Below are 23,516 nucleotides of genomic sequence, written 5' to 3'. Positions count from 1 at the left end.
ATGAGCGCTGAACGTCGCAGCAATCCGTTCGGATGGATCTTCCTGGGCTTTGTCGTGGGCGTCATCGCCACGTTCGGCGCCATCCTGTTCCTGACCGCCGGTCTGGGCGGCTATGACGAAGGCTCCGACGAACTGCGGACCGCCGCCGACGATGCGGCCGCCTCGGCGCTGAATACAGGACCTGTCGCCGCGGCCGTACCTCGCAAGATCGAGGCCCCGGTCGTCGCTCAGCCCGCCACGACACCGACGCCGGTGCGTGAAACGCCGCCGGTCGACGCCCAGATGGCCGACGACGCTGCTGCGGCGGGCATGACCTCGCGCGCGGCGCCGGACCAGCCGACCAACTAGAGCGTTGTTCGGCGAAGTGGAGACCGGTTCGCCGCCGAAATATCGCGTCAAAACAAGAATCTAGAGCAAACGACATGATGCAATCATGGCGACCTTTGCTCTAGAGCCTTTTCAGGATCAGGCCGCTTCGCTCTCGGGCGGGCGCACCCTTTGCGCCGCGAGATGCGCCAGGCGCGTGATGGTCAGTAGTTGCTGTTCCAGGTCTTCGATCCGCTCGGCCTGCCGGATCACCAGCCGCTCCAGATCCTGCAGGCGTTCTTCGACACGTTCGGCCATGAGGCTCTCCGCATTGGCAGGCCCGCCATGGGGCGCGCGCCGCTGCAGTCGGTCAAGCCCTTGGGTGCGATTGCACGATCGCGAGCCCGACGGGCGGCGTCATCCCGGAAACTTGGGCCGGAGCGTGGCTCCGGCCCAATTTTTCCGGGATGACGCGCCAGATCAGGACTTCGGGGCCGCCATGACCGGCAGGGTCTTGGACTTGGCCTTGTTGGCCTCGTGCTGCTGGGGCGGCAGCGGGATCAGGCCGCGCGACTGCAGATAGCCGCCCCGGCCAGTGGCGGCGTCAGAGACGAATTCGTTGACGAATTCCTTGAGGCCCGGCGTCACACCGATCTGGCTCTTCTTCACGTAGATGTAGAGCGAGCGCGAGATCGGATAGGTCCCGTTGGTGATGGTGGTCACGGTCGGTTTCACGCCGTTGATGCTGGCGGCCTTGATGGTGTTGGCGTTCTGCTCGAGGAACGAATAGCCGAACACCCCGATAGCGTTCGGCGTCTTCTGGATAGTGCCGATGATGGCGTTGTCGTTCTCGCCGGCGTCGACCCAGCCGCCATCGGTGCGCATCGGCGCGACCTTGGCCTTGAAAGCCTTTTCGTCATCGGCCTTCAGCTTGGTCAGGGGCGGCAGCTTTCCGGCGCCGCCCTCGATGCCCAGCTCGATCCAGGCGTCGCGGGTGCCCGAGGTGGGCGGCGGGCCATAGACCAGGATGCGGGTCTTGGGCAGGCCCTGGCTGACCTCGTTCCACGACTTGTAGGGGTTCTTGACCAGCTGGCCGCCGCGCAGGGTCTGGTCGGACAGGCCCAGGTAGAGGTGCTCAAGCTTGAAATTGTAGTCGGGCGACTTCTTGTCCATCGCCACGACGATGCCGTCGAAGCCGATCTTCAGCTCGACGATGTCCTTGACGCCGGCCTTCCTGCAGGCTTCGAACTCGGACTTCTTCATCGGGCGCGAGGCGTTGGCGACGTCGGGATACTTTTCACCCATGCCGCCGCAGAACATTTTTATGCCGCCGCCTGTGCCCAGGCTTTCGACCTTGGGCGACTTCTTGCCGGTCTTCTTGGCGTAGTTCTCCGCGACGCGGGTCGAGAACGGGAAGACGGTCGAGGAGCCTGCGGCCCACACATAGTCGCGCGCGGCATGGGCGGTGTCGGCGGCGGCCAGCAGCCCGAGGGCGGCGGCGGCTCCAAGAAGCTTGGTCATGGCTGTAGGTCCGGATTCTGCGGGTCAGACGGGAGAACGCGCCGTGTTCAAACATGGTCTGGCGACTTTTATCAAGGTTTTGCGACAGTCGGTGACGCGAAAATCTGTATGCGGATTAATGGCGCAGGCGCCCTTTCGCGCCTTGCGGGCAGCCTGTTCATCGCTGTCGCGGCTGCGGCGTTGCGCCTCTCGCCGGGCGAGCGCGCTGGCCCTATGTGGGGGCTGCTGTATCCTGTAGCGTCCCGCCCTGAATCAGATGCCGACCCGTGCGGCCAGAAGTGAATCGAGTCTCCGTGGCGCCTCCGACCAAAGCCATCATTCTCAGCGCGGGCCAGGGCAAGCGTCTGTCGCCGCTGACCGACACGCGCCCCAAGTGCCTGGTCGAGCTTTCGGGCCGCACCGTGCTGCACTGGCAACTGCGCCACCTGCGCCAGGCCGGGATCACCGAGGTGGTGGTGGTTACCGGCTTCGCCGCCGACACCGTCGAGGCCGAGATCGCAGGCCTGGACCTGCCTGGCATGATCGTGCGCACCCTATTCAACCCGTTCTTCGGACTGACCGACAACCTGGCCACCTGCTGGCTGGCGCGCGGCGAAATGGTCGGCGACTTCCTGCTGCTGAACGGCGACACACTGTTCGAGTCGGCCATCGCCGAGCGCCTGATGGCTGCTCCGCCGGCTCCGATCACCGTCACCATCGATCGCAAGGACGGCTACGACGCCGACGACATGAAGGTGGCGACGCAGGGCCTGTCGCTGCGCGCCATCGGCAAGACCATCGAGACCTATGACGCCGAGTCGATCGGCTTCCTGCGCTTTGACGCCGAGGGCGCGGCCCTGTTCACGAAGATCGTCGACGCCGCCCTGCGCACGCCGGAAGGCCTGAAGCGCTGGTATCTCAGCGTCATCAACCAGATCGCTCAGGACCACGACGTGGTCCGGGTGCAGTCCATCCAGGGCCTGGACTGGGCCGAGATGGACTTCCCCGAAGACCTGCCGCGCAATCACGAACTGGCGGCGTCATGGGTGGCGGAGCGGGTCGAGGCGTAAGGTCGCTCCGGCCTACTTGTAGGCCGGAATGATCCCACCCAGGCGCTTGCCCATTTCCTCGGCCAGGGCCTGCACGCCGTTCAGCGGCCGCATCATGACCTCGAAATCGACGATCTGGCCGGCTTCGTCGAAGCGGACGAAGTCGATCCCCTTGACCGCCTTGTCGCCCACCATGGCGCTGAACTCGAGCACGACGTTCAGCCCGTCGTCGGTCGCGGCCTGTCGGTGATAGGCGAAGTCGGCGAACACGGTCAGCACCGTGGTCAGCGCCAGCACCACGGCCTCGGCGCTCTTGTAGGGCTTGAAGGCTATGGGCGATCGGAACGTCGCGTCGGGATGGACGATGGACCGCAGGTCGCCCAGGTCGCCGCTTGCGACCATCTCATGCCAGGCCGACAGGCTTTTGGCGGCGGCGGGGTGGAGTTGGGGCAGGTCAGTCACTGTGTTTCTCCATCGGTTCGAGACGTTCAGCGCTCGATGATCGTCCTGACCAGATCCAGGTCCGACGGCTTGTCGACGTCCACCGCCGCCAGGCCATAGGACGAGCGCACGATGGCGGCCTTGACGCCGGCGGCCCGGCCCAGCCGCTCCAGCGTCTCGTCGATGGTCATCAGGCCCAGCACGTAGCGGCCCAGCATGACCGGGCCCAGCAGGGCGGCGATCTTCCAGGGTTGCTTGCGCAGGCTCTCGGCCTTGCGCCAGAAGGCCACAGCGTTGAGGGCGGTCTCGTTGCGCAGCAGGAACAGATTGCAGCCCGAATAGCCGCCGTCCTTGAACCGCCAGTAGGTCCGTTTGGTCTCCGGCGCGGCCGCGCGGACGACAGCCTCCGGCGCCATCAGGACGGCGAAGTCGCAGTCGGTCGGGGCCTTGGCCAGGAACTCGGTGATCCATTCCGCCTGCAGCAGGGCATGGTCAACGGTCGTGACCAGCAGCGGCGTGCCCATGATGCTGGCGCCGTCATGGACAGACTGGCTGGGACCGCCGGCGGCGGGCAGGGGAGAGGCCTTGGCGACGCCCGCCAGCGCTTCCACCAGGGCGATATCCGAGGTCGAGACCCCGATCCGCGTCGCGCCGGCCTGGTCCAGGGCCCGCAACACGCGCGTCAGCAGGGTCTCGCCGCCCAGGACAATCAGTCCCTTGTGGCTGACCCCGGCATAGTCGGCGACCGGATCGATCCCGCCGCGCGAACCCGCCAGAACCAGAGCCTGAAAGCTCACAACGCCTTCTCGTAGAGGCGATAGGTCTTGTAGATCGTCGCGCCCATGGCTTCGGAAATCCGCCGCATCGGCATGTTCTCTTCCAGAACCCATGAGAACTCGAACTTGGTGTAGCCCAGGGCCAGCGAGGCGTTGCGGCCGGCGTTCATCAGGTGGAAGGGCAGCAACTGGCCGCGCATCGTCTCGGCGAACTTGCGCTTCACGCCCATCAGCGGCACCCGCGCCGACTTCACGCCGCTGACCTTCAGTCGCCACAGAAGCTTGGCCCAGCCGAACGGCAGCAGCTTGCCCTTCAGGTCACGGATGGCCTCGTTGACATTGGGCAGCAGCACGATGAAGCCCGCAGGCTCGCCATCGATCTCGGCGAACAGGGTCATCTTCTTCTCGATGACGGGTTTCAGGGCCTTGGCCAGTTGGCGGGTCTCGGCCTCGGTGGTGGGCACAAAGCCCCAGTTGCCGGCCCAGGCGTCATTGAGGATGGCCGTCAGCGAGACGACCTCCTCGTCATAGCGGCTCATGTCCAGCTCGCGCAGCACCACGCCGGCGGGCAGGCCGCGCTTGACCCGGCGCACCACCACGGCCGGCAGGTCGGCGGTCGGGTCGCACAGATAGGCATAGACGTCCTTGGCCTTGGCATAGCCCTGCTGCTCGACGCGGCCGCCGGTATAGGCCGGGTCGTGGCCCATCATCACCATGGGCGGACTGTCAAAGCCGTCGACCAGCAGTCCGACCTCCTCGTTGATCGACAGGTTGAAAGGACCCAGGGCCGTGGTGCAGTCGCGGTCGCGCAGCCAGTCCTCGGCGGCGCGGAACAGCACCTTGAAGACGGCCGGATCATCCTCGGCGGCGATCAGGCCGAAATTGCCGGTCTTCTGGCCTTCCGCCTGCGGGGCCAGGGCGTCGATCTGGGCGCTGATCCGGCCGACGTCGCGCCCCCCGCGCACGGCCAGGAACAGCTGCACCTCGGCGTGCTCGAAGAACGGGTTGGTCTTGGGCGACAGGGCCTCGGACCGCTCCATCATCAGGGGCGTGATCCAGTTGGGATCGCCCGCGTTGAGGCGCCCCGGCAGGTTGATGAACCGCTTGAGCTCAGCCGGGGTGCGGACTGCGATGACCCGAAGGTCGGCGTCGTGGGCGTCGAACGGCATCAGCCCTCCAGATTGATCAGGGCGTTGATCGCCAGGGCGCCAAAGATGACAGGGCCGCCCCAGACGGCCAGCACCGGCGAGATCGCGCCGCTTTCGCCCAGCGCCGACAGCAGACCGTCGACGACCAGGAACACCAGGCCCGACGCCAGACCCACGGTCAGCAGCACAGCGCCCTGCCGGCTACGGAAATTGGCCAGGGCCACGGGCGCGCTCAGCAACAGCATGACCAGCGCCCCGAACGGCCCGGCATAGGCCCCGAGCAGGCGGGTCTCGTAATAGCTGGGCGGTCGATCGGTGCCGCCATTGAGCAGGGCCCGCCGGGCCGAGCCGGCCGACGGCGCGGGATTGTCCGAGAACAGGGCCTGGACGTCCACCGGCCTCAGGCTGGAGGGCCAGGTCATCTGGCTGGTGGTGACGGTGTCGACGCGTTGGCCGGAAAAGCGGGTTGTCACCGCTTTGGACAGGTTCCAGTCCTTGCCGGCAAAGGTCGCGGCGGGTGCGTCCACCCGCTCGATCAGGCGGCCAGTCGTGTCACGGCGGTAAATCCTGACGGTTTGCAAGGTGCGGCCGTTCGGCGCGGCGCTGGCGGCGATCACCAGGTCGTCGCCGACCCGGAAGCTGACGGGACCGGCGTCCTTGCGATCGGCAGCGGGGGTGTGGGCCTGCCACCAGGCGTCGAGGATCGGATCGGTGCGCGGGGCGATGACCTGGGCGCAGGTGAAGTCCAGCAGCATCATCGCCACTGCGGCCGGGGCGGCCATGGCCAAGATCCGATAGGCCGAGATGCCCGCTGCCCGCATGGCGATGATGGCGCTCTCGCGGGCCAGTTGCGAGAACGCGAACAGGCCTCCGGCCAGCACGCTGATCGGCGCGATCTGCTCGATCAGCCGCGGCGCGCGCAGGGCGGCGTAGAACAGCACCCCGCCCACGCCCAGCCCCCGGTCGAGGATGTCGGTGGTCACTTCCAGCAGGTCCAGGACCTGAAGGATGCCCATCAGGACAGCGGCGGCGCTCAGGATGCGGCTGGCTGCGACGCCCAGAACATAACGCTGAAGTCTCATGACGCGGCCTGACGGCGGGGAGCGACCATACGAACGGCCCGGTCGATCGTTTCGCCGATGCGGCGGACAACACGGCTGATGGGGGTATCGCCGGGCCGCTTGCGACTGCCCATGAACATCCAGACGCTGAAGCCGGTGAAGACCAGGAACGGACCCCAGATGGCCAGCAGGGGATTGGCCTTGCCGGCTTCGGCCAGGCTCTGGCCCAGCAGCAGCGAGTGCTGGAAGGCCAGCAGCAGCACGCCGGCCACGATCAGGCCGGGTGTGCGGTTGCCGCGCTTGGCGGCCAGGCCCAGCGGGAAGGCCAGCAGCGGCAGGAAGGGCAGGAACGCCGCTCGGGCCAGCCGGCCGTACAGCTCGGCCAGCAGGGTCGGCTTGGGCAGTACGGAGGTGTTCGACGCGGCCTGTCGGGCCAACTCGTTCAGGGTCAGTTCGCGCTCGTCGCCGCCGCGCGCCCGCAGCAGGGTGGCGGCGCCGGCCAGGGGCATCTCGGTGATGAACTGGTCGAAGGCCAGGGTGCGGTAGCCGCCGGCCGCGTCCACGCCGATCCGCTGGCCGCGTCGCAGCAGCAGGGTGACCTTGTCGCCGCCCGGGCTGGCGCTGAGCGTGGCGGTCTGGGCGGTGATAATCTCCTCGCGGCCCTTGTCGTCGAGGCGGCGAATGAAGATACGCGTCAGGCTTTGGCCGGCCGGATCAGCGCCGTCGGCCGTCATCAGCAGGTTGTCCTCGTCGATGAAGGCGCCACCTGACAGGCGTCCGTTCCAGCCGGCATTGACGGCCGCGTGCATCACCGAGCGATAGGCGTAGCGGCTGTAGGGCTGGCTGTAGCCGAACAGGGCCACGCTGAAGAGGCTGAGAAACAGGCCCACGCAGACAAAGGGAATGGCGATGCGGCTCAGCGACTGTCCGCTGGCCAGCAGGGCGTCGATCTCCGAGCCGTCCGACAGCTTGGTGATGACGATGAACAGGGCCACGAAGAAGGCCACCGGCAGGGCCAGGCCCAGATAGTGCGGCACCAGATTGGCGGCCAGTTCGGTGACATAGCCAAAGCGGGCGCTGCTCTGCGACAGGGCATCGAGCAGGCGCAGGACCCGCTCCAGCAACAGGGCGACGACCGTGACGCCCAGGCAGCCGACCATCGGCCAGGCCACCAGCTTGAGCATGTAGCGGTCAATCAGACGCAGATTGGTCACGCCGCCGACCAGTCCGTGGCCAGCAGGGTCGCCAGGGCGGCGGCGGCCTGCGGATCCAGATCCACCGTCGCGCCCAGGGCCGGGGCGGCGGGCCAGCCGGCGTCGGCGAAGCTGCGACCCTCGTGCACGCGGGCGCCTTCGTATCGGGGAATGACGTGGAAGTGCACGTCGCGGTCGACCATCATCAGCATCAGATAGTTGATCTTCTCGTACGCCACGAACCTGCCCAGCAATCGCTCGATTCCATCGATCGCCACCTTCAAATCAGCGAAGGCGGCAGGGCTGAGCTGAGAGAAGGCTTGCGCCTCTTCCTTGCATATCAGGACCAGGGCCCCAAGTGTCGGCTGCTTGGGGCGAACCAGAACAAGCCAGTAGTCAGTTTCGGCCACCTTGGTGTCGGGGTAGCCAAAGTTCACGGCGGTTGGATTGGACATGTGCGGGCTCTTCCCGTGGCGTCGAGCGCCGCCGATTCACAATAGGGACGCGGTCTTTTTCAGGGAAGTGCGATCAGCGTTAGGCCAGCACGTACCGACCCAGCTCCGTCACATCACCGGTTTGCGGATCCAGCCCTCGCGCGATGACCCGAACCGACACCGCGTCGGCGCCATCTCGGGTGATCTCTATGGCGTGCCAGCGCGCGGCCGGGTGCTTGCCCCGTCCCAGGGCCGAGGCCGAGGGCACGCCCAGGACGGGGATCGCTGTGCCGTCCGGACCCGGCATGGTCGCCACCAGCCCCTCGTGGGCATGGCCGTGCAGCACCAAGTCGGCGCCGTGGCGGGCCAGGATCGCACGCAGGGCGTCCCGGTCGTCCAGCGACTTGCGCCTGGAAACGGCGCCCGGAGTCGGCGGGTGGTGGATCAGGATCACCCGGAACAGGTCGCGATGGGCGGGGTCTGCCAGCAGGGCCTCCAGCCTCGCCAGTTGCGCCTGGCCCAACCGGCCGGTCGCCAGATGCGGCGCGGTGGGGATGGCCGAGCACAGATTGATGATCGCCACACCGTCGCGGATCCGAAGCCGGGGAAAAGCGAATTCGTCGCCGTCGCCCAGCCAGTCCGACCAGGCGACGAATCGTTCGGGTCCAACGGCGCCGACCAGGGCGTCATGGTTGCCCGGGCTCAGAGTGATCCTGTCTGACGCACCAAGGCCGCTCAGCCACTTGCGCGCAGCCTCGACCTCGACGGTGGAGGCGAAATTGGTCAGATCGCCGGTGACGGCGATGTGGTCGGGCGCATAGGTCTTGATGTCGGCGACCAGGGCGGCCAGCACGTCGGGCTGATGCTCCTTGTGCTTGCGCCGCCAGGCGATGCGGCTGAGCAAACGCTTGGATACGAGGTCCCGCCAGCCGAACGCCCCTGCGGGTGGCGGCAGATGCGGGTCGGAAAGGTGGGCTATGCGGAATATCGACAAGTCAGAATCGCGCTTTTTGGCCATAAACGAAACGAAGCTGCTTATCATTCGCCACGAATTTCCAGGGGTTCTCGCACATTGACCGGCGGAAGTAATCAGGGCGGCGACGCCAGGCCGGCGGCCATCACGGTCGGCCAGGCGTCCACGCGCATCTGGGGCATGACCTCGGCCCAGCGCCTGTCGAGGATCTATGGCCGCGTGGGGCTGAGCGAAGTCACGCGCGATACGGCGCCCGCCGACGGCGACGTGGTGGTGGTCGACGCCGGCTGGGTGTTCGATGAGGCGCTGATCCGCGCCCTGGCTGGACGGCCCGGCGTGGCGCTGATCGACGAGAGTGGCCGGGTCGTGGCGTTCAACCTGCCGGCCGATCGCGCCCTTGCGGTCGGTGAGGACCTCTCTGCAGTGGTCGGAGAGGCCCCGCGTCTGACCGCCATGGAACTGGGCTCGGCCTATAATAGCGAGCTGCGCAAGCGCGAGCCGCCGGTGCTGGAGCGCCTGACGCCCGAGACGGTCGATGCGGTCGAGAAGCGGTTGTTCAAGGGCTCATACAAGGGCGTCACGGACCTCGTGACAAAATACGTGTGGCCCGCGCCCGCCCGGGTTGTCACCCGCTGGTGCGCGCTTGCGAAGATCACGCCCAACCAGGTCACCTTCGCCAGCTTCCTGATGGTGCTGGCCGCCTTCTGGCTGTTCTGGACCGGCCAGTATGGCCTGGGTCTGGTCTGCGCCTGGATCATGACCTTCCTGGACACCGTCGACGGCAAGCTGGCCCGGGTGACCCTGACCTCGTCCAAGTGGGGCAATGTCTTCGATCACGGCATCGACCTGATCCACCCGCCGTTCTGGTGGTGGGCCTGGTTTGTCGGCCTGGGCGCCCTGGGCTTTACCGTGCCGCACGGCGGGTTGCTGCTGGCCATCGTGGTCGGCGGCTATGTGGCCCAGCGGGTGGAGGAGGGGATCTTTCTCTCCCTGTTCAAGGTTGAGATGCACGCCTGGCGGCCGTTCGACAGTTTCTTCCGGCTGATCACCGCGCGGCGGAACCCCAACCTGCTGTTCATGACCGCGACCACCCTGGTCGGCCGGCCGGATATCGGCTTCGTGCTGGTGGCCGCCTGGACGGCGATCTGTTTTGTGGTGCACGGCAGCCAGATCGTTCAGGGCCTGCTGACCCCCAGGGGCGGCGTCACCTCCTGGCTGTCGCGCTGATGAAAGTCGGCGTCGTCCATAATCCGCGTAGTCACGCCAATATGGGGCGCAGCGCGGAGTACTGGGCTCCGGATGATGTGATGCTGGTTCGGCCGGCCACGCGCGAGGCGCTGGAGGTCGACCTGATAGCCTTCGCGGCGCGCGGCGTTGAGCTGCTGGTCATCGACGGCGGCGACGGCACGATCCGTGACGTGCTGAGCCTTCTGCCACGCGCTTTTGGCCAAGCGCCCCCGCTGATCATTCTGTTGCCGTCCGGCAAGACCAATGTTCTGGCCATTGACCTGGGGGTCCGACAGGGCTGGACGCTGCACGAAGCGCTGATTGCGGCGCGCTCGCCCAAGGCGGTGATCAAGTATCGCGCGCCGCTGGAGGTGTCCTGGGACGATGGCCGGGCGGCCATGAGCGGCTTTGTGTTCGGGCTCGGCGCGTTCGTGCGGGCCACCAAGATGTCCAAAAGCGTCAACCGTATGGGAGCGTTTCACGGCCTGTCCGTGGGTCTGACCCTCGTCGGTGCGGCAACGGGCGCGTTGTTTGGCGGCGCACGCGACCACTGGCGCGAGGGGGTGCCGGTCGAGCTTTCCATCGACGGGGAGCCGGCCCCCAAGGGCAACCGCTTCCTGTTGATGGCGACCACCCTGAAGCGCCTGCCCCTGGGCATCAAGCCGTTCGGGCCGCCCCGGGAGGGCCTCAAGGCGCTGGACGTCGACGCCCAGCCCCAGCGGCTGCTATCGGCCTTGATCACCCTGCTGGGCGGCGGCGACGCGCCATGGCTGGCGCGGCGAGGCTATCGCCGCGGAGACGCAAAATCCCTGCGCATCCAGACCTGCGACGCATTTGTGCTCGACGGCGAGGTCTATGAAGGATCGGGCGGTCTGACCGTCTCTCTTGGGCCCACCCTGCGGTTCCTGGCGTCATGACCAGCCCCGTGCTGGCGATGGTCGAGGCCGAGTTGCGCGCCCCTGCGCCGCCGCATGCCGTCGCCTTCGCCCGCCAGCTGGTCACCGCCTTTGAAAACCCCGTGGCCGTGCTGTTCTACGGCTCTGTCCTGCGCACCGGCGATCTCGACGGCGTCATGGATTTCTATGTGCTGACCAGCCAGGCCCGACTCGGCTGGCGCGGTGTGGTCGGCCGCAAGCTTTGGCCGGACGTCAGTTATCACGAGGTCGAGCACGACGGGCGAACCCTGCGCGCCAAGGTCGCGTCCATGACCCTGGCGCAGTTCGCACTGGCGGCGCGGGGGCGTGAGATCGACACCACGATCTGGACGCGTTTCGTCCAGCCCTCGGCCCTGGTCTGGTCTTCGAGCGCCGAGATCGAGCCTGTCGTGATCAACGCCGTTGCCGAGGCCGCCCACTCGGCCGCGCGGTTTGCGGCGGCGCTGGGACCGGTCGAAGGCCCATCAGAGGCCTATTGGTCGGCCCTGTTCCAGCAGACCTACAAGGCCGAGTTCCGCGTCGAGCGCGGCGGTCGCGAGCAGTCGATCCTGGCCTTCGACGCTGCGCGCTATGATCGTCTGCTGGTCGCCTGCTGGCGCGAACAGGGGCTTCTCGACATTCTAACGCGTGGATCCGTCCAGCCCAATCTGACCGAAGAGGCGCGGGTCCGTTTCGGTCGCGCCTGGCAGGTGCGCCGCCGGATGGGCAAGTCCCTGAACGTGGCTCGGCTGATCAAGGCCGCCTTCACCTTCGAGGGTGCGGCCCGTTATGCGGCGTGGAAAATCGAGCGCCATACGGGCGTAGCCGTGCCGCTCACGCCGTGGCGCGAGAAGCATCCGGTGCTGGCCGCGCCGGGGGTGCTGTGGGATCTTTGGCGCGCCCAGAAGGCGCGAAAGGCCGAGGCTTAGCCGCCCCGGCCCTCGACCGGCGTCAGGCGGAAACGCGCTGGCGCTGGGTGTCGATCAGGCCCATGGCGGCCCCGATTTCGGCGAAGACGGACAGGACCTTTTCGAGCTGCTCGTCGGTATGGGCCGCGCTGACGCTGGTGCGCAGCAGCGGGCGGCTGTCGGGCGTGGCTGGCGGCAGGGCCAGGTTCAGATAGACGCCGTTCTGCAGCAGGGCGTTCCACATGCCGATCGCGCGTTCCTGGTCGGGCATGGTGATGGCCACGATCGGGCTGGCGGTCGGGCCGGTCTGGAAGCCCAGCTCGGTCAGGCCGTCATAGAGGCGACGGGCGTTGGCCATCAGGCGATGGCGCAGCTCCGGCATTTCTTCCAGGCGCCGCAGCGCAACCAGGGTCGAACTGACCACGGCCGGCGGCAGCGAGGCGGTGAACATGTAGGGACGGCAGACGACGCGCATGACGTCGAAGTCGTCCATGTTGCTCACGCAGAAGCCGCCGATGGCGCCCAGGCTCTTGGAGAAGGTGCCGACCACGAAGTCGACATCGTCCTCGACGCCTTCCTGTTCGGCCAGGCCGCGACCGTTCTCGCCCAGCACGCCCATCGAGTGGGCTTCATCGACCAGCAGGTAGCCGCCCAGTTCGCGCTTCACAGCGGCGATTTCCTTGAGCAGCGCGGTGTCGCCGATCATCGAATAGATGCCTTCGACCACGATCAGGCGCTCGCCGGGCATGTCCTTCATGCGGCGCAGGCGCTTGTAGAGGTCTTCGGGGTCGTTGTGGCGGAAGCGGATGACCTCGGCGTGGCCCAGGCGCGAACCGTCATAGATGCTGGCGTGGCTGTCGGCGTCCAGGATCAGGTGGTCGCCGCGACCCACCAGGGTCGACAGAACGCCCAGATTGGCCTGATAGCCGGTCGTGAACACCATGGCGTGCTTGCGGCGATAGAACTTGGCCAGGGCCTGTTCGAGCTCGACATGCGCCTCGAAACTGCCGTTCGCGATCCGCGAACCGGTCGTTCCGGTGCCCCGCTCCTGCACCGCCTTGACCGAGGCCGCGATGCTTTCGGCGTCGAAGGTCAGACCAAGATAGTTGTTGGTGCCCAGCAGGATCGTGGGTCGGCCGTCGATAACGCCCTCAGTCGGTGAAACTACCGCATCGAGTCGGACGTTGAAGGGGTCGGCCCCGGCTGCCCGGATCGCTTGATAGGCATCGCGGTAGCCGAGATGTTTGTCGAACAGCCCCATAGTTATCCCTTATTCCGAAGATCTTTTATCAGATTGGACAAGTCGCCCACCGTTTCGACCGAGGCCAGATGATCAAGCGGGATCGAGATGTCGAACGCGTCTTCCAGCTCCATGATGATGTTCATCAGAGCCAGGGAGTCGACCTGAAGGTCACGGCCGATATGCGTCTCGTCGGCAACCTCAACGGTGCGTCCCAGCACCGAGGACGCCGCCAAGCCGATTTCACGCAAGGTAAGATCTGTAACCGCTTTCATATCGACTCGCTGAAACCCCCGTTAGCGGGTCTGACTGGCTCCAATTGTAACAGCCTCATTGTCGGATTTCTGTCAAAATTGGCTGCTACAATCAGTCCATAGAAACTAAAAATCCCTTTGCGCGGTACCATTGCACGCTTTGGGCGAAACCTGAGTCGATCCCGTATCGCGGAGCGATAGCGCTGGGAAGACTTTCGCTGTCCGAGACGCTCCAATCCAAATGGAGCATTTCGCGCGCTTTGCCAGTCGTGAAAATCGAAATCTTCCCATTGGCGAGTGATACGCCTTCGGACAGTTGCGCCAGGGCGCTGATGAGCCATGTGGGCACGCGGGCGATGTAGGGCGCTTTGCCCACCGCGCGCGCGGCCGCAGTCATCACCTCGGTCCAGCTGTATCCGTCCGTGCGCGCGTCCGACAGGGCGAAGACCCCAGGCCGGTGATCGATGGCCAGACCCGCGATCGCGGCGACGGCGTCCTCGACATGGATCATGGCGATTCGGGCGGCGGGATCGAGCGCCGGCAGGAACGGCGCGGTCTGGGCCGCCTTGAACAGGCCCAGGGTTTCCATGTCGCCTGGCCCATAGATGGCCGGCGGGCGGACGATGGTCAGGCTGTCGCCGATTACCTCCCGCGCCGCCTCCTCGCCGCCGCGCTTGCTGGCGGCATAGTCCGACAGCGACGGCTCCCGCGCCGCCAGGCTGGAGACGAGTACGAGCCGCGCGCCTGCAGCTCGTGCGGCCAGGGCCACATCCCGGGAGCCGTCAACATTGGTGCGATCAAAGTCCGCCCGCGACCGCGCCTTGATCAGGCCCGCGACATGGATGACCAGGGTCGCGCCCGCGCAGAGCCGGTCCAGGGCGGCGCGATCCGAAAGGCCGCCGATGACGATCCGGGGCTCCAGCCCCTGCCAGTCCGGATCGATGATGTCACGACGGGACAGAACCCGCACGGTCCAGCCGTCCGCAACCAGGGCGCGGACAAGGTGACGACCCAGGAAACCGGTGGCGCCGGTGACCGCAACGACACCCCGGCTCATGGTCAGGCGCGCTCGGCGTAGGCGCCCGCCAGGAAGGCCGCCTTGGCCTTGGAGCGGCTCAGCTTGCCTGACGAGGTCTGGGGCAGGGCGTGGGCGCCGACCAGATGCACCTGGGTCTCGACGCTGTGGCGCAGGCGCAGGACCGTGGCGACCTGTTCGGCCAGGGCCTTGCGGGTCTCGGGATCGCCGCCGCGCGCCTGGACCAGGACGACCACGACCTCCTCGCCTTCGCCGGGCGTGGAGAACGCCGCGACGTCGCCGCTGCGCAGGCTCTCGATCTCGGCCTCGGCGGTCCATTCCAGGTCCTGCGGCCAGATGTTGCGGCCGTTGAGGATGATCAGGTCCTTGCCGCGCCCGGTGATGACGATCTCGCCGTCGATCAGATAGCCAAGGTCGCCGGTATCCAGCCAGCCATCGGCCGAGAGCACGCGGGCGGTCTCTTCGGGCTGCTCGAAATATTCCCGCATCAGGCTAGGTCCGCGGGCGTAGATCCGGCCCACGCCGCGCTCGGGCAGGACCGCGCCGTCCTGGCCCCGGACTTCCAGTTCATGGTGAGGCAGGACGGGGCCGTTGCGAGCGAAGTCGCGGGCGCGATCGGTGTCGGCGGTGATGACCGCCAGGCCCTGTTCCAGCTGCTCGACGTCCAGGGTCTCGACCTTCAGGCCCTGGCCCAGCGGTGACATCGACAGGGCCAGGGTGGCCTCGGCCATGCCGTAGCTGGCGACAAAGGCGCTGTCGGAGAAGCCCACGGCCTTGAAGCGCTCGGCGAAGGCGCGCAGCGGGCCGGTGCGGATCATGTCGCCGCCCAGGCCGGCGCTGCGCCAGCCCGACAGGTCCAGATGCTCGATCGAGGCGGCCTCGGCCCGGCGGGCGCACAGCTCATAGCCGAAGGTGGGGCTGTAGCTGATGGTGCCGCCGTTCTTGGTCATCAGGTCCAGCCACATCAGCGGCTGGCGTACGAAGGAGCCGGTCGGCAGCAGGTCCACCGTCATCTGGCTGGTCATCGGGCTCAGCAGGAAGCCGATCAGACCCATGTCGTGATAGAGCGGCAGCCACGAGATGGCGCGGTCGGTGGGGAGAACCTTCAGGCCGTCACGGGTGATGGCCTGGGCGTTGGCCATCAGGGCGCGGTGGGTGACCACCACGCCGGTCGGGAAACGGGTGCTGCCTGACGAGAACTGCAGATAGCAGGTGCGATCAGGCTCGATGACCGGCAGCTCGGCGCCAGCGGCGGCTGGGAGGTCGGCCAGGGTCCCGGCGAAGCTCAGCGGCTGCTTGGCGGCGATCTCGGGCAGCCAGGCGGCCATCGAGCTCGGGCCGATCAGGACCGAGGCCTTGGCCGAGGCCAGCATGCGGGCGATCTGCGCGATATAGGCCTCGCGACCGCCCAGCGGCGCGGGCAGGGGCAGGGGCGCGGGCGGCAGGCCGGCGTACTGGCAGGCGAAGAAGGCGCGGACGAAGTCGGCGTCGGTTTCGGCGATCAGGCCGACGCTGTCGCCGGGCCGGGCGCCGGCGGCCAGCAGGCGCTGGGCCAGCTCCATCGCCTGTTCGCGCAGACGGGCATAGGGCAGGGCCTCGACCAGTTCGCCGCGCAGCGAATAGAGGTTCACACCCGTCTCGCCCTGAGCCGCGAAGTCGAGCGCGGCCGTCAGGGTGGGGAAATCAGCGAAACGAACCGTTCGCGCGGCGCCAGTCGGAGTCATCATCATCACCTGCCGCCTTTGGCGTCGTTTGCGTCATCGGCGCAAGAGGGTTCGTTGTCACTGAGGACGGACGATCGCGCAAGGCGCAGGCGGAGTGTCAGAAACATCCCGATGGCCATGGCGATTGCCGCGCCGACCAGCGCGGCGCCGGCGCCGTTCATCCCGAACAGCTTGACCAGCGGCGCCAGCGCCAGAAGAAACACCACGCTGACCACCATCCGGACCCGCAGGGCGGCGCCCGCGGCGCGCATCGAGACCAGCATCGGCTCCAGGGGCAGGGCCAGCACGCCGATGGCGGCGGCGGTCACCTGCCAGGTCATCACGCCGGACGCCCCGACATAGGCCTCGCCCATGATCAGGCTCAGCAGGGGCTTGCCGAACAGGGTGGTGACCAGCAGCAGGAGACCGGCCACCGCGCCGCCCAGCAGGGCGACCTGTCCGGCCAGCTTGCGCATCGCCGCGTCGCCGCCGAGCGCGCGGAGCTTGGCCAGTTCGGGATAGAGCGCCGGGACCACCAGCCGGGCCGGCTTGGCCATGCCGTCGGCCACCTGGCGGCCGATTCGCCACAGCGCCGCCTGGGTAGGGCCCAGCAGCGAACCGACCATCAGGGTTATGACGTGGGTGAAGGCCACATCCAGGCTGCTGCTGAAATTGGTCGCCCAGGCAAATTTCCACACCCCGGGCAGGCCCTCGCCCAGCGGACCGATCAGCCTGAAGCCATCCAGCATCCTGCGCTGGGCAAGCTCACGCCAGGCGATGGCGCCGACATAGAGGAATGAGGCCAGCGGGCCGGCCGCCCAGGCCAGCAGGAACGCCCACAGCGGCGCGTGCAGGGCGAACGCGATGCCCGCGCCCACCAGCCGCACGATCGAGCTGACCGCCTGCTCGCCGGCCAGATAGCGGAACTTGTCGAACAGGCGCAGCAGGCCCACCGACGTCGCCGAGGTCATGACCGCGATGGTCAGGGCGTAGAGCGCCGCGGCGGGCGCGAGGTCCCGCGACCAGCCCAGCAGCGAGCCGAACAGCAGGGCGCCGACCACGCCCAGCGTCACGCCGACCAGGCCGCTGCTCAGGTCCAGAAACAGCGAAAAGCGCACCACCTGCTGAAAGCCCTGGCGGTCGTTCTTGAGCAGGGGCTCGGCGCCATATTGCAGGACCGTCTGCCAGGACTGGAACTTGACCACCTCGCCCAGGAACTGGGCGAAGGTGGTGATCAGGTACAGGACGCCCATCTGGGCCGGGTCAAGGCCCCGGGCGGTCAGGGCAATATAGGCCAGGCCGACAATGGCGTTGACCGTGCGGCCGCCCAGCAGGGTCCCGGCATTGGCCAGGACGCGGGCGAAGACGGAGCGTTCGGCGGTCATGCGGCTTTGGAAATCCGCGCCAGGACCCGCTCGGCGATGGCGCGGGCGGCGCGTTCGGACGACGGCGTGGCCGTCAGGTCAAAGCTCTCGGCGAAGCCGCTTTTCTGGATATCGACATAGTCGCCATGACCCCGCCGGGCGGCCTCGACGGCGTCTGTCAGGCCATCGACCGAGGCCAGCACCGGGCCGTACTGCCAGTGGTGGAAGCTTTCATCGCCCTGCCAGGCGACCTGGCCGGGATTGAGAAACAGGCACGGCTTGGGCGTGCGCAGGAACTCGTAGACCTGGCTGGAGACGTCACCCAGATAGATGTCGGCCGCGCGGGTATAGGTCATGTCGATGGCGGCGGGTCCGCCCAGGTCGATATGGATGCGGGGGTGGTCGCGGAAGGGCGCCAGGCTCTCCAGCATGGCCGGACTGGCGCCGTCGAACAGCCGGATGTGCGGCGCGAAGATCAGGTTGAAGCGGTCGTCGGCCGCGAACTGCTCCAGCACCTTGACGCCAAAGCGCGGCCACGAGCCCAGCGTGGCGTGGAAGTGCGGATTATAGACCACGAGGGGTTTGGCGCCGGGGAAGACCGGCATCGGCGAGCCGGGCAGGGCGTCGATGATGTCGAACTTGGGATAGCCGACCATGGCACAGTTTTCCGGCTTCACCCAGCCGCCCTCGACCATGCGGTCGCGCTGCTTGGGGCCGGCGGCCATGACGAGATCGAACAGGCGCAGCCGTGGCTCGAACACGCCGCCGCGGTCCCCCGCGCCGTGCTGGGTGTAGACCAGCATGGATTTGCGAACGCCGAACTTGCGCAGCAGGGCCGTGGTGCGCTCGGGCGTGACGATGGCGTCCATCTTGCCCAGGGCCATGGCGTTGGCGGCCAGCATCAGCGCCTTGGGCGGCGTCGAGGCCTCCTTCAGGCGCACGCCGCGCAGCCAGGCCGGCGGCAGCAGGCGCGAGGCGATGGGCGCGCCGCCAAGGGCGTCCAGAAGCTGGCGGGCGTAGTCGAGGTGTTCCTGGGTGGTGGCGGCGATCTCGACCTCGATCCCGGGCCAGCCCCTGGCCAGGGCGACAGCGATGGGCAGGCTGTGCAGGATCTGATGCGTCTGGGCGATGTAGAGAAAGCAGACCTTGGGCCTGGAGGGCGCGGACCTGACGGGGCTCATGAGCGTTGCGCCGGCCCGATCAATTGCCGGGATTGAGGCGCGAGCGCACCCGACCCTTGAAGATCACCCGGTCGCCCTTGTCGGACACCGAGTAGCTGTCGGCCTGCACCTGGTTGCCGGAGGCCGCGCCGCGCACGCCGGAGTCGCCCATGACCTCGCCGGTGCTCGTATCGATCACGGCCTTTTCGGTCCTGAACGCGTAGCCGTCGCCATTCTGGATCTGGACGTCGCCCGTCAGCAGCAGGGCGCCTTTTGACTCGTCGTAATTGCCCAGCCTTGCCACGACCTGGGTTGGGTTGTCCGACCCGTAGCCACGCGTCAGTTGCGGGGATTCCAGGGCAATCTTGTTGGGGTCGACCTTGTCGCGGACGGCGGCGGTGGCGACGATCAGGAACGTGCGGCCATCCTTCATGGCGCCCGAAAAGCGCGGATTTTCCATCCGCAAGGGCGCGGCGGCGATGACGCTGGAGGCCTTGGCCTCGGCGGCCCTTATCGCCGCCTGGGTTGCGATCGCGCCGCCGACGATCACGGCGATCGCGGGCAGGGCAAGCCTAAGCACACGAACCGACTTGCGCCGGCGAGGGCGGGTTTTACGCCTCACGACGAGGGCGGAAGACGGAGCGAACGAGGTCATGATGGCCGGGGCGCAAAGCTGAAGGTCACCGGCTTAATCCCGTCCGCGCCAACTCCCAAGAGATATTCGACCGCTGTCAGCGCCTGCCGCGCCCGACCTCTGTGGCGGCGAGCAGTAGCGCGCCGACGCCATAGAGTTGAGTGTCGTCGGGTTCGACCTGTTCCGGCGCGTAGCCCACCTGTTGAACCCAGGTCAGCTTGCCCTCGGGCGTCACGGCGCGTTCAAGCGCCGCCCAGCCCCTGTTGACCGCCGTCTGATAACGGGGTCCGGCCAGCACACCGTTGTTGACGCCCCAGGCCAGACCATAGGCGAAGAAGGCCGTGCCGCTGGTCTCCGGCGGCGAACCTTCGGGCGCCAGCAGGGACGGGGCCCAATAGCCGTCCGGCTTCTGGATCGCGACCAGCCTGGCCGACATGGCCCTGAACAGGGCGATGTAGCGGGGGCGAGACGGGTGGTTTGCTGGCAACAGCTTCAGGATGTTGACGATGCCGGCGTAGGACCAGCCATTGCCCCGGCTCCAGAAGACCTTGTGGCCGTGGTCATCGCGGCGGGTCAGATAGCGGCTGTCGCGGAAGTAGAGGTCGTTTTCCTTGTCCAGCAGGTAGTCCGTGGTCGCCCAGAACTCCTTGTCGGCATAGGTCGCATAGCGCGGATCGCCGGTGACCTTCGACAGGCCCACCCAGGTCGCCGGCGCCATGTAGAGCGCGTCGCTCCAGCACCACCGGGTCTGGCAGGGCGGCTCGCCAACCCCGTCCTGGAAGGCCAGGTCTTCCGTCGGCGGGGCAGCCAGGATGGCGTCGAAACGCGCGCGCAGGGCGGCGATCCGTGCGGGATCAGCCTGTTTGTCATAGGCCCAAAGCCAGCTCTGGCCGATCACGTGGTCATCGGCGTGCAGCGGACGGCTGCCCAGCTGCCAGTCCTGGGCGACGCCGTGGGCCAGGACGGCCTCGGCGTATTTTTCGTCCCCCGTCCGGTCGGCGAAGGTGAAGACGCCTGTATAGAGCGCGCCCTGGATCCAGCCCTTTGGGTCTACCGTGTTGTGCCTGAAGGTGCGCGTGTAGTCGAAATTGTCCATCCGCGAGAGCTGCCAGTCTGCGACCTTGCGGCCCAGGGCGAGGACGTCAGCCTCCTTGGGCGCGGGCGCGGCGATCGAGGCCGGCGGCGGCGAAGTGACGGCTAGCGGCGCGGCGCAGACCGGGGTCATGACCAGCAGGGCGGCGGTGAGGATCAGGCTGGCGCGCATCGGGCTCCCTTTTCGTCTCGCGGATTATGATTCCGCGTCGCTCGTGCAGATTTGGTCAGGCCAATGGCTAGACGACGCCGTGGCCAGCCGCGGGCCAAACCTAAAGATATGCCGCAGTGTGTCCAGTCCGGCGCGCCACCTTGGAGGTGACAGAGCGAAAATTGGTAAGACCAATTTGCTTGCCCGGCGGGATAGTTTCGATGTGGAACTGCTATACTCGGGCGAGGCGCTGGGTTTCGGCCTCGGCCTCGGCATCGACAACACCTGGCCGCCAGCATCCCGGCAGGTGCGCCCATCTGCCGGGGAACCATCTCGAGGACGGCAAGATGCTCAACGGGTAGCGGGCCCAATCCCGCGATGGCGATCAGGACGACCTATGGCTTCGCGCCAGGCAAGATCACCCGCACGGATGTGCCCTCGGCCGAGGCACCGCTGTCATCCGCGAGCATTGACCTGGATTTTGCTGGGTTCTCGTCTGCGCCGAGCATCTGGGGCGGCAAGCCCCGCTTCAAGCGCTGGCACGGTACGTCACGGCGTTCGCGACCAAGGGCTTCAAAAGTTGCCGTTCGCGACCGCTGGCCGATGAGAAGGCCTATCGCACCCCGACCGGGGCTATGATGGCCTTGGTCCAGCGCTGAACCGGGCGGTTCCGCATGGCGGAGCCCGTGATGCTGTCCTGGACCCTGGCCTACAGGTAGCGGGAAGAGAACGACCGGCGCGCCTCTGGCGTGCCGGTCGTCTCAAATCCCAGAGGATTAGCCGTTGACGGCGTCCTTGAGTTGCTTGGCGGGCGTGAAGGCGACCTTCTTGGAGGCCGCGATCTCGATCGCTGCGCCCGTGGCCGGGTTGCGGCCGGTGCGGGCCGGCTTGGCCTGGACCTTGAACTTGCCAAAGCTCGGGATCGAAACTTCTTCGCCGCGGACAGCAGCGTCGGTCACGGCCTTGAACACGCCGTCGATGATCGCCTTGGCCTGAGCCTTGGTCAGCTTGTCGTCAGCGGCGACTGCGGCGTCGACCAGATCGGAAACGTTCATTTTGATAGCTCATCCAATGTGGAATCAAGGAACGTCGAGCCTGACGAACCGGGAAGGATTTGTCACGTCATCCCAGCAAATACGGGCATTTCTCCGTCACGAAAGGCAAGGTTCACCTCCCCGGGCCTGTAAAACTCTGACAACATGCCGAGATATGCGGGTCTGAGCGTGGTGACGCTCAACTCATGCCATGGTAGCGATAACAGAAATTGGGGGATACGCATGGCGGACGCCGGGCATACGGGCGCGAAGGACGGCGTTGTAGTCGGTCGCAAGGACGGACTGGTCATCGGCGCCGCCTCGGTCGGCACGGTTTTCGAGTGGTACGACTTCTATCTATACGGTTCGCTGGCCACCTATATCACGCACCATTTCTTCTCCGGCGTGAACGAGACCACGGGCTACATCTTCGCGTTGCTGGCCTTTGCGGCCGGGTTTGCGGTGCGCCCTTTCGGGGCCCTGGTCTTTGGTCGCCTGGGCGATCTGTGGGGCCGCAAGAACACCTTCCTGGTCACCATGCTGCTGATGGGCCTGTCGACCTTCGTGGTCGGCCTGCTGCCCAGCTATGAGCAGATCGGCATCATCGCCCCCATTGCCCTGGTGCTGATGCGCCTGTTGCAGGGTCTGGCCCTGGGCGGCGAATACGGTGGGGCGGCGACCTATGTGGCCGAGCATGCGCCGGCCAACCGGCGCGGCCTCTACACCAGCTTCATCCAGATCACGGCGACGTTTGGCCTGTTCCTCAGCCTGATCGTCATCCTGGCCACCCGCAATGTGATCGGCGAGGACGCCTTCAAGGACTACGGCTGGCGCATTCCGTTCCTGATCTCGGTGCTGCTGCTGGGCGTCTCGCTGTGGATCCGCCTGCAGCTTTCCGAAAGCCCGTCGTTCCAGAAGATGATCGACGAGGGCAAGGGCTCCAAGAAGCCGTTGGCCGACAGCTTCGGCAAATGGGGCAATCTGAAGATCGTCATTCTGGCTCTGGTGGGCCTGACCGCCGGCCAGGCCGTGGTCTGGTACACCGGCCAGTTCTATGCGCTGTTTTTCCTGGAGAAGATGCTCAAGGTCGATGGCGGTCTGACCAATATGCTGGTGGCGATCTCGCTGCTGATCGGCACCCCGTTCTTTGTGCTGTTTGGCTGGCTGTCGGACAAGATCGGTCGCAAGTGGATCATCATGGTCGGCTGCATCCTGGCCTGTCTGACCTATTTTCCGCTGTTCAAGACCCTGACCGTCGCCGCCAATCCGCAACTGGCCGCCGCCGTCGCGACCTCGCCGGTGACCGTGTTCGCTGACCCGGCCGACTGCTCGTTCCAGTTCGATCCGATCGGCAAGACGGTGTTCAATACCTCCTGCGATCTGGCCAAATCCTATCTGGCCAAGGCCGGCATCACCTATACCAATGCAGCGGCTCCCGCCGGGACCGTGGCGCAGGTCAGGATCGGCGAGACCGTCCTGCCGTCCTTCGCGGGCGATACGCTGGACAAGGCGGCATTCAAGGATCGCAAGAAGGCCTGGGAAGCCGAGCTTGGCGCGGCGCTCAAGACGGCCGGCTATCCCGCCAAGGCCGACAGCGCGCTGGTCAACAAGCCGCTGGTGGTCGGGATCCTCAGCTTGCTGGTGATCTATGTGACCATGGTCTACGGCCCGATCGCGGCGATGCTGGTCGAGATGTTCCCGACCAATATCCGCTACACCTCGATGAGCCTGCCCTATCACATCGGCAATGGCTGGTTTGGCGGCTTCCTGCCGACTACCGCCTTCGCCATGGTCGCTGCTACGGGCAACATCTATTACGGCCTCTGGTATCCGATCGTGGTGGCAGGGGTGACGGCCGTGATCGGCATCCTGTTCCTCAAGGAAACCAAGGACGTCGATATCGAGGCCTAGGGTCGCG

Annotated in this window: 24 protein-coding genes; 6 read left to right on the top strand and 18 right to left on the bottom strand. The window is 66.8% G+C overall.

From position 1 onward, the window contains the following. Positions 1–348 carry a hypothetical protein gene (locus ACN2C8_RS09955; protein ID WP_419251609.1) on the top strand — a complete coding sequence of 116 codons (348 nt, stop codon included), beginning with the start codon at positions 1–3 and terminating at the stop codon, positions 346–348. Positions 349–465: 117 nt separating this feature from the next. On the opposite strand, the gene ACN2C8_RS09950 is transcribed toward ACN2C8_RS09955, so the two are convergent. Together ACN2C8_RS09950 and ACN2C8_RS09945 are read right to left on the bottom strand one after the other, a co-directional pair. Next, entirely contained in the window at positions 466–624 is a 159-nt protein-coding gene (locus ACN2C8_RS09950) for a hypothetical protein (protein WP_419251608.1), read from the bottom strand. Positions 625–786: 162 nt separating this feature from the next. Then, positions 787–1,827 carry a substrate-binding domain-containing protein gene (locus ACN2C8_RS09945; protein WP_419251607.1) on the bottom strand — a complete coding sequence of 347 codons (1,041 nt, stop codon included), beginning with the start codon at positions 1,825–1,827 and terminating at the stop codon, positions 787–789. A 293-nt stretch (positions 1,828–2,120) separates the two neighbouring features. Here ACN2C8_RS09945 and ACN2C8_RS09940 point away from each other — a divergent pair, with 293 nt between their 5' ends. Continuing rightward, positions 2,121–2,876 (top strand): NTP transferase domain-containing protein, encoded by a 756-nt coding sequence (locus ACN2C8_RS09940; RefSeq protein WP_419251606.1) that lies wholly within the window; start codon positions 2,121–2,123, stop codon positions 2,874–2,876. Positions 2,877–2,888: 12 nt separating this feature from the next. Here ACN2C8_RS09940 and ACN2C8_RS09935 read toward each other — a convergent pair whose 3' ends face one another. The 7 genes from ACN2C8_RS09935 to ACN2C8_RS09905 form a co-directional block, all read right to left on the bottom strand. After that, positions 2,889–3,317, bottom strand: coding sequence for a nuclear transport factor 2 family protein (locus ACN2C8_RS09935; protein WP_419251605.1), 429 nt, complete (start codon positions 3,315–3,317; stop codon positions 2,889–2,891). A 26-nt stretch (positions 3,318–3,343) separates the two neighbouring features. Continuing rightward, complete coding sequence (locus tag ACN2C8_RS09930; RefSeq protein ID WP_419251604.1) at positions 3,344–4,186, bottom strand: nucleotidyltransferase family protein; 843 nt, start codon at positions 4,184–4,186, stop codon at positions 3,344–3,346. Beyond that, positions 4,090–5,241, bottom strand: a complete 1,152-nt coding sequence (locus tag ACN2C8_RS09925; protein WP_419251602.1) for a dATP pyrophosphohydrolase — start codon at positions 5,239–5,241, stop codon at positions 4,090–4,092. The genes ACN2C8_RS09930 and ACN2C8_RS09925 overlap by 97 nt, the downstream gene beginning before the upstream one ends. Next, a complete protein-coding gene (locus ACN2C8_RS09920) occupies positions 5,241–6,302 on the bottom strand; it encodes an LptF/LptG family permease (RefSeq protein WP_419251601.1) in 1,062 nt (353 codons plus the stop codon). Before ACN2C8_RS09920 ends, ACN2C8_RS09925 begins: the two co-directional genes overlap by 1 nt. Then, on the bottom strand, positions 6,299–7,465 hold the full coding sequence (locus ACN2C8_RS09915) for an LptF/LptG family permease (protein WP_419255857.1): 1,167 nt from the start codon (positions 7,463–7,465) through the stop codon (positions 6,299–6,301). Before ACN2C8_RS09915 ends, ACN2C8_RS09920 begins: the two co-directional genes overlap by 4 nt. 26 nt (positions 7,466–7,491) lie before the next feature. Then, complete coding sequence (locus ACN2C8_RS09910; protein ID WP_419251600.1) at positions 7,492–7,929, bottom strand: HIT family protein; 438 nt, start codon at positions 7,927–7,929, stop codon at positions 7,492–7,494. Between the two features lie 79 nt (positions 7,930–8,008). Continuing rightward, complete coding sequence (locus ACN2C8_RS09905; protein WP_419251599.1) at positions 8,009–8,902, bottom strand: metallophosphoesterase family protein; 894 nt, start codon at positions 8,900–8,902, stop codon at positions 8,009–8,011. Between the two features lie 159 nt (positions 8,903–9,061). On the opposite strand from ACN2C8_RS09905, the gene ACN2C8_RS09900 reads away from it, so the two are divergent. From ACN2C8_RS09900 to ACN2C8_RS09890, 3 genes are read left to right on the top strand one after another with little or no spacing between them, the layout of a single operon-like run. Further along, entirely contained in the window at positions 9,062–10,108 is a 1,047-nt protein-coding gene (locus ACN2C8_RS09900; protein ID WP_419255856.1) for a CDP-alcohol phosphatidyltransferase family protein, read from the top strand. Next, on the top strand, positions 10,108–11,025 hold the full coding sequence (locus ACN2C8_RS09895; protein WP_419255765.1) for a diacylglycerol/lipid kinase family protein: 918 nt from the start codon (positions 10,108–10,110) through the stop codon (positions 11,023–11,025). The genes ACN2C8_RS09900 and ACN2C8_RS09895 overlap by 1 nt, the downstream gene beginning before the upstream one ends. Then, the gene (locus tag ACN2C8_RS09890) at positions 11,022–11,951 is read left to right on the top strand and encodes a hypothetical protein (RefSeq protein ID WP_419255763.1); all 930 of its coding nucleotides are present in this window, start codon (positions 11,022–11,024) and stop codon (positions 11,949–11,951) included. The genes ACN2C8_RS09895 and ACN2C8_RS09890 overlap by 4 nt, the downstream gene beginning before the upstream one ends. A gap of 22 nt (positions 11,952–11,973) precedes the next feature. Here the strand turns inward: ACN2C8_RS09890 and spt are convergent, their stop codons facing one another. From spt to ACN2C8_RS09845, 9 genes are all read right to left on the bottom strand, one after another. Further along, positions 11,974–13,191 carry a serine palmitoyltransferase gene (spt, locus tag ACN2C8_RS09885; protein WP_419255761.1) on the bottom strand — a complete coding sequence of 406 codons (1,218 nt, stop codon included), beginning with the start codon at positions 13,189–13,191 and terminating at the stop codon, positions 11,974–11,976. Positions 13,192–13,193: 2 nt separating this feature from the next. After that, positions 13,194–13,445 carry an acyl carrier protein gene (locus tag ACN2C8_RS09880; protein ID WP_419255759.1) on the bottom strand — a complete coding sequence of 84 codons (252 nt, stop codon included), beginning with the start codon at positions 13,443–13,445 and terminating at the stop codon, positions 13,194–13,196. A gap of 91 nt (positions 13,446–13,536) precedes the next feature. Beyond that, on the bottom strand, positions 13,537–14,481 hold the full coding sequence (locus ACN2C8_RS09875; protein ID WP_419255757.1) for an NAD-dependent epimerase/dehydratase family protein: 945 nt from the start codon (positions 14,479–14,481) through the stop codon (positions 13,537–13,539). Positions 14,482–14,483: 2 nt separating this feature from the next. Beyond that, the gene (locus ACN2C8_RS09870; protein ID WP_419255855.1) at positions 14,484–16,187 is read right to left on the bottom strand and encodes a fatty acyl-AMP ligase; all 1,704 of its coding nucleotides are present in this window, start codon (positions 16,185–16,187) and stop codon (positions 14,484–14,486) included. 2 nt (positions 16,188–16,189) lie between these two features. Next, a complete protein-coding gene (locus tag ACN2C8_RS09865; RefSeq protein WP_419255756.1) occupies positions 16,190–17,548 on the bottom strand; it encodes a lipopolysaccharide biosynthesis protein in 1,359 nt (452 codons plus the stop codon). Beyond that, on the bottom strand, positions 17,545–18,708 hold the full coding sequence (locus ACN2C8_RS09860; RefSeq protein ID WP_419255754.1) for a glycerophosphotransferase: 1,164 nt from the start codon (positions 18,706–18,708) through the stop codon (positions 17,545–17,547). Before ACN2C8_RS09860 ends, ACN2C8_RS09865 begins: the two co-directional genes overlap by 4 nt. Before the next feature lie 19 nt (positions 18,709–18,727). Next, positions 18,728–19,267, bottom strand: a complete 540-nt coding sequence (gene lptC, locus ACN2C8_RS09855; RefSeq protein WP_419255753.1) for an LPS export ABC transporter periplasmic protein LptC — start codon at positions 19,265–19,267, stop codon at positions 18,728–18,730. A gap of 151 nt (positions 19,268–19,418) precedes the next feature. Then, positions 19,419–20,585 carry a glycoside hydrolase family 88/105 protein gene (locus ACN2C8_RS09850; RefSeq protein ID WP_419255751.1) on the bottom strand — a complete coding sequence of 389 codons (1,167 nt, stop codon included), beginning with the start codon at positions 20,583–20,585 and terminating at the stop codon, positions 19,419–19,421. Positions 20,586–21,340: 755 nt separating this feature from the next. Beyond that, on the bottom strand, positions 21,341–21,619 hold the full coding sequence (locus ACN2C8_RS09845; RefSeq protein ID WP_419255749.1) for an HU family DNA-binding protein: 279 nt from the start codon (positions 21,617–21,619) through the stop codon (positions 21,341–21,343). Between the two features lie 222 nt (positions 21,620–21,841). Here ACN2C8_RS09845 and ACN2C8_RS09840 point away from each other — a divergent pair, with 222 nt between their 5' ends. Next, positions 21,842–23,509, top strand: coding sequence for an MFS transporter (locus tag ACN2C8_RS09840; protein WP_419255748.1), 1,668 nt, complete (start codon positions 21,842–21,844; stop codon positions 23,507–23,509). The last annotated feature ends 7 nt before the right edge of the window (positions 23,510–23,516 follow it).

It is taken from the genome of Caulobacter sp. ErkDOM-C, assembly GCF_048541825.1.
Classification (GTDB): domain Bacteria; phylum Pseudomonadota; class Alphaproteobacteria; order Caulobacterales; family Caulobacteraceae; genus Caulobacter.
Note: the sequence above shows the minus strand (reverse complement) of the source record. Positions and strands in the feature narration are given on the sequence as shown.

What these genes read in the sequence shown, in the direction of transcription:
- ACN2C8_RS09955 (WP_419251609.1), top strand. Translation starts at nt 1, where the DNA reads ATGAGCGCTGAACGTCGCAGCAATCCGTTCGGATGGATCTTCCTGGGC.
- ACN2C8_RS09950 (WP_419251608.1), bottom strand. Translation starts at nt 624, where the DNA reads ATGGCCGAACGTGTCGAAGAACGCCTGCAGGATCTGGAGCGGCTGGTG.
- ACN2C8_RS09945 (WP_419251607.1), bottom strand. Translation starts at nt 1,827, where the DNA reads ATGACCAAGCTTCTTGGAGCCGCCGCCGCCCTCGGGCTGCTGGCCGCC.
- ACN2C8_RS09930 (WP_419251604.1), bottom strand. Translation starts at nt 4,186, where the DNA reads ATGGGTTCTGGAAGAGAACATGCCGATGCGGCGGATTTCCGAAGCCAT.
- ACN2C8_RS09925 (WP_419251602.1), bottom strand. Translation starts at nt 5,241, where the DNA reads ATGCCGTTCGACGCCCACGACGCCGACCTTCGGGTCATCGCAGTCCGC.
- ACN2C8_RS09920 (WP_419251601.1), bottom strand. Translation starts at nt 6,302, where the DNA reads ATGAGACTTCAGCGTTATGTTCTGGGCGTCGCAGCCAGCCGCATCCTG.
- ACN2C8_RS09915 (WP_419255857.1), bottom strand. Translation starts at nt 7,465, where the DNA reads ATGCTCAAGCTGGTGGCCTGGCCGATGGTCGGCTGCCTGGGCGTCACG.
- ACN2C8_RS09910 (WP_419251600.1), bottom strand. Translation starts at nt 7,929, where the DNA reads ATGTCCAATCCAACCGCCGTGAACTTTGGCTACCCCGACACCAAGGTG.
- ACN2C8_RS09900 (WP_419255856.1), top strand. Translation starts at nt 9,062, where the DNA reads ATGACCTCGGCCCAGCGCCTGTCGAGGATCTATGGCCGCGTGGGGCTG.
- ACN2C8_RS09895 (WP_419255765.1), top strand. Translation starts at nt 10,108, where the DNA reads ATGAAAGTCGGCGTCGTCCATAATCCGCGTAGTCACGCCAATATGGGG.
- ACN2C8_RS09890 (WP_419255763.1), top strand. Translation starts at nt 11,022, where the DNA reads ATGACCAGCCCCGTGCTGGCGATGGTCGAGGCCGAGTTGCGCGCCCCT.
- spt (WP_419255761.1), bottom strand. Translation starts at nt 13,191, where the DNA reads ATGGGGCTGTTCGACAAACATCTCGGCTACCGCGATGCCTATCAAGCG.
- ACN2C8_RS09880 (WP_419255759.1), bottom strand. Translation starts at nt 13,445, where the DNA reads ATGAAAGCGGTTACAGATCTTACCTTGCGTGAAATCGGCTTGGCGGCG.
- ACN2C8_RS09875 (WP_419255757.1), bottom strand. Translation starts at nt 14,481, where the DNA reads ATGAGCCGGGGTGTCGTTGCGGTCACCGGCGCCACCGGTTTCCTGGGT.
- ACN2C8_RS09870 (WP_419255855.1), bottom strand. Translation starts at nt 16,187, where the DNA reads ATGATGACTCCGACTGGCGCCGCGCGAACGGTTCGTTTCGCTGATTTC.
- ACN2C8_RS09865 (WP_419255756.1), bottom strand. Translation starts at nt 17,548, where the DNA reads ATGACCGCCGAACGCTCCGTCTTCGCCCGCGTCCTGGCCAATGCCGGG.
- ACN2C8_RS09860 (WP_419255754.1), bottom strand. Translation starts at nt 18,708, where the DNA reads ATGAGCCCCGTCAGGTCCGCGCCCTCCAGGCCCAAGGTCTGCTTTCTC.
- ACN2C8_RS09850 (WP_419255751.1), bottom strand. Translation starts at nt 20,585, where the DNA reads ATGCGCGCCAGCCTGATCCTCACCGCCGCCCTGCTGGTCATGACCCCG.
- ACN2C8_RS09845 (WP_419255749.1), bottom strand. Translation starts at nt 21,619, where the DNA reads ATGAACGTTTCCGATCTGGTCGACGCCGCAGTCGCCGCTGACGACAAG.
- ACN2C8_RS09840 (WP_419255748.1), top strand. Translation starts at nt 21,842, where the DNA reads ATGGCGGACGCCGGGCATACGGGCGCGAAGGACGGCGTTGTAGTCGGT.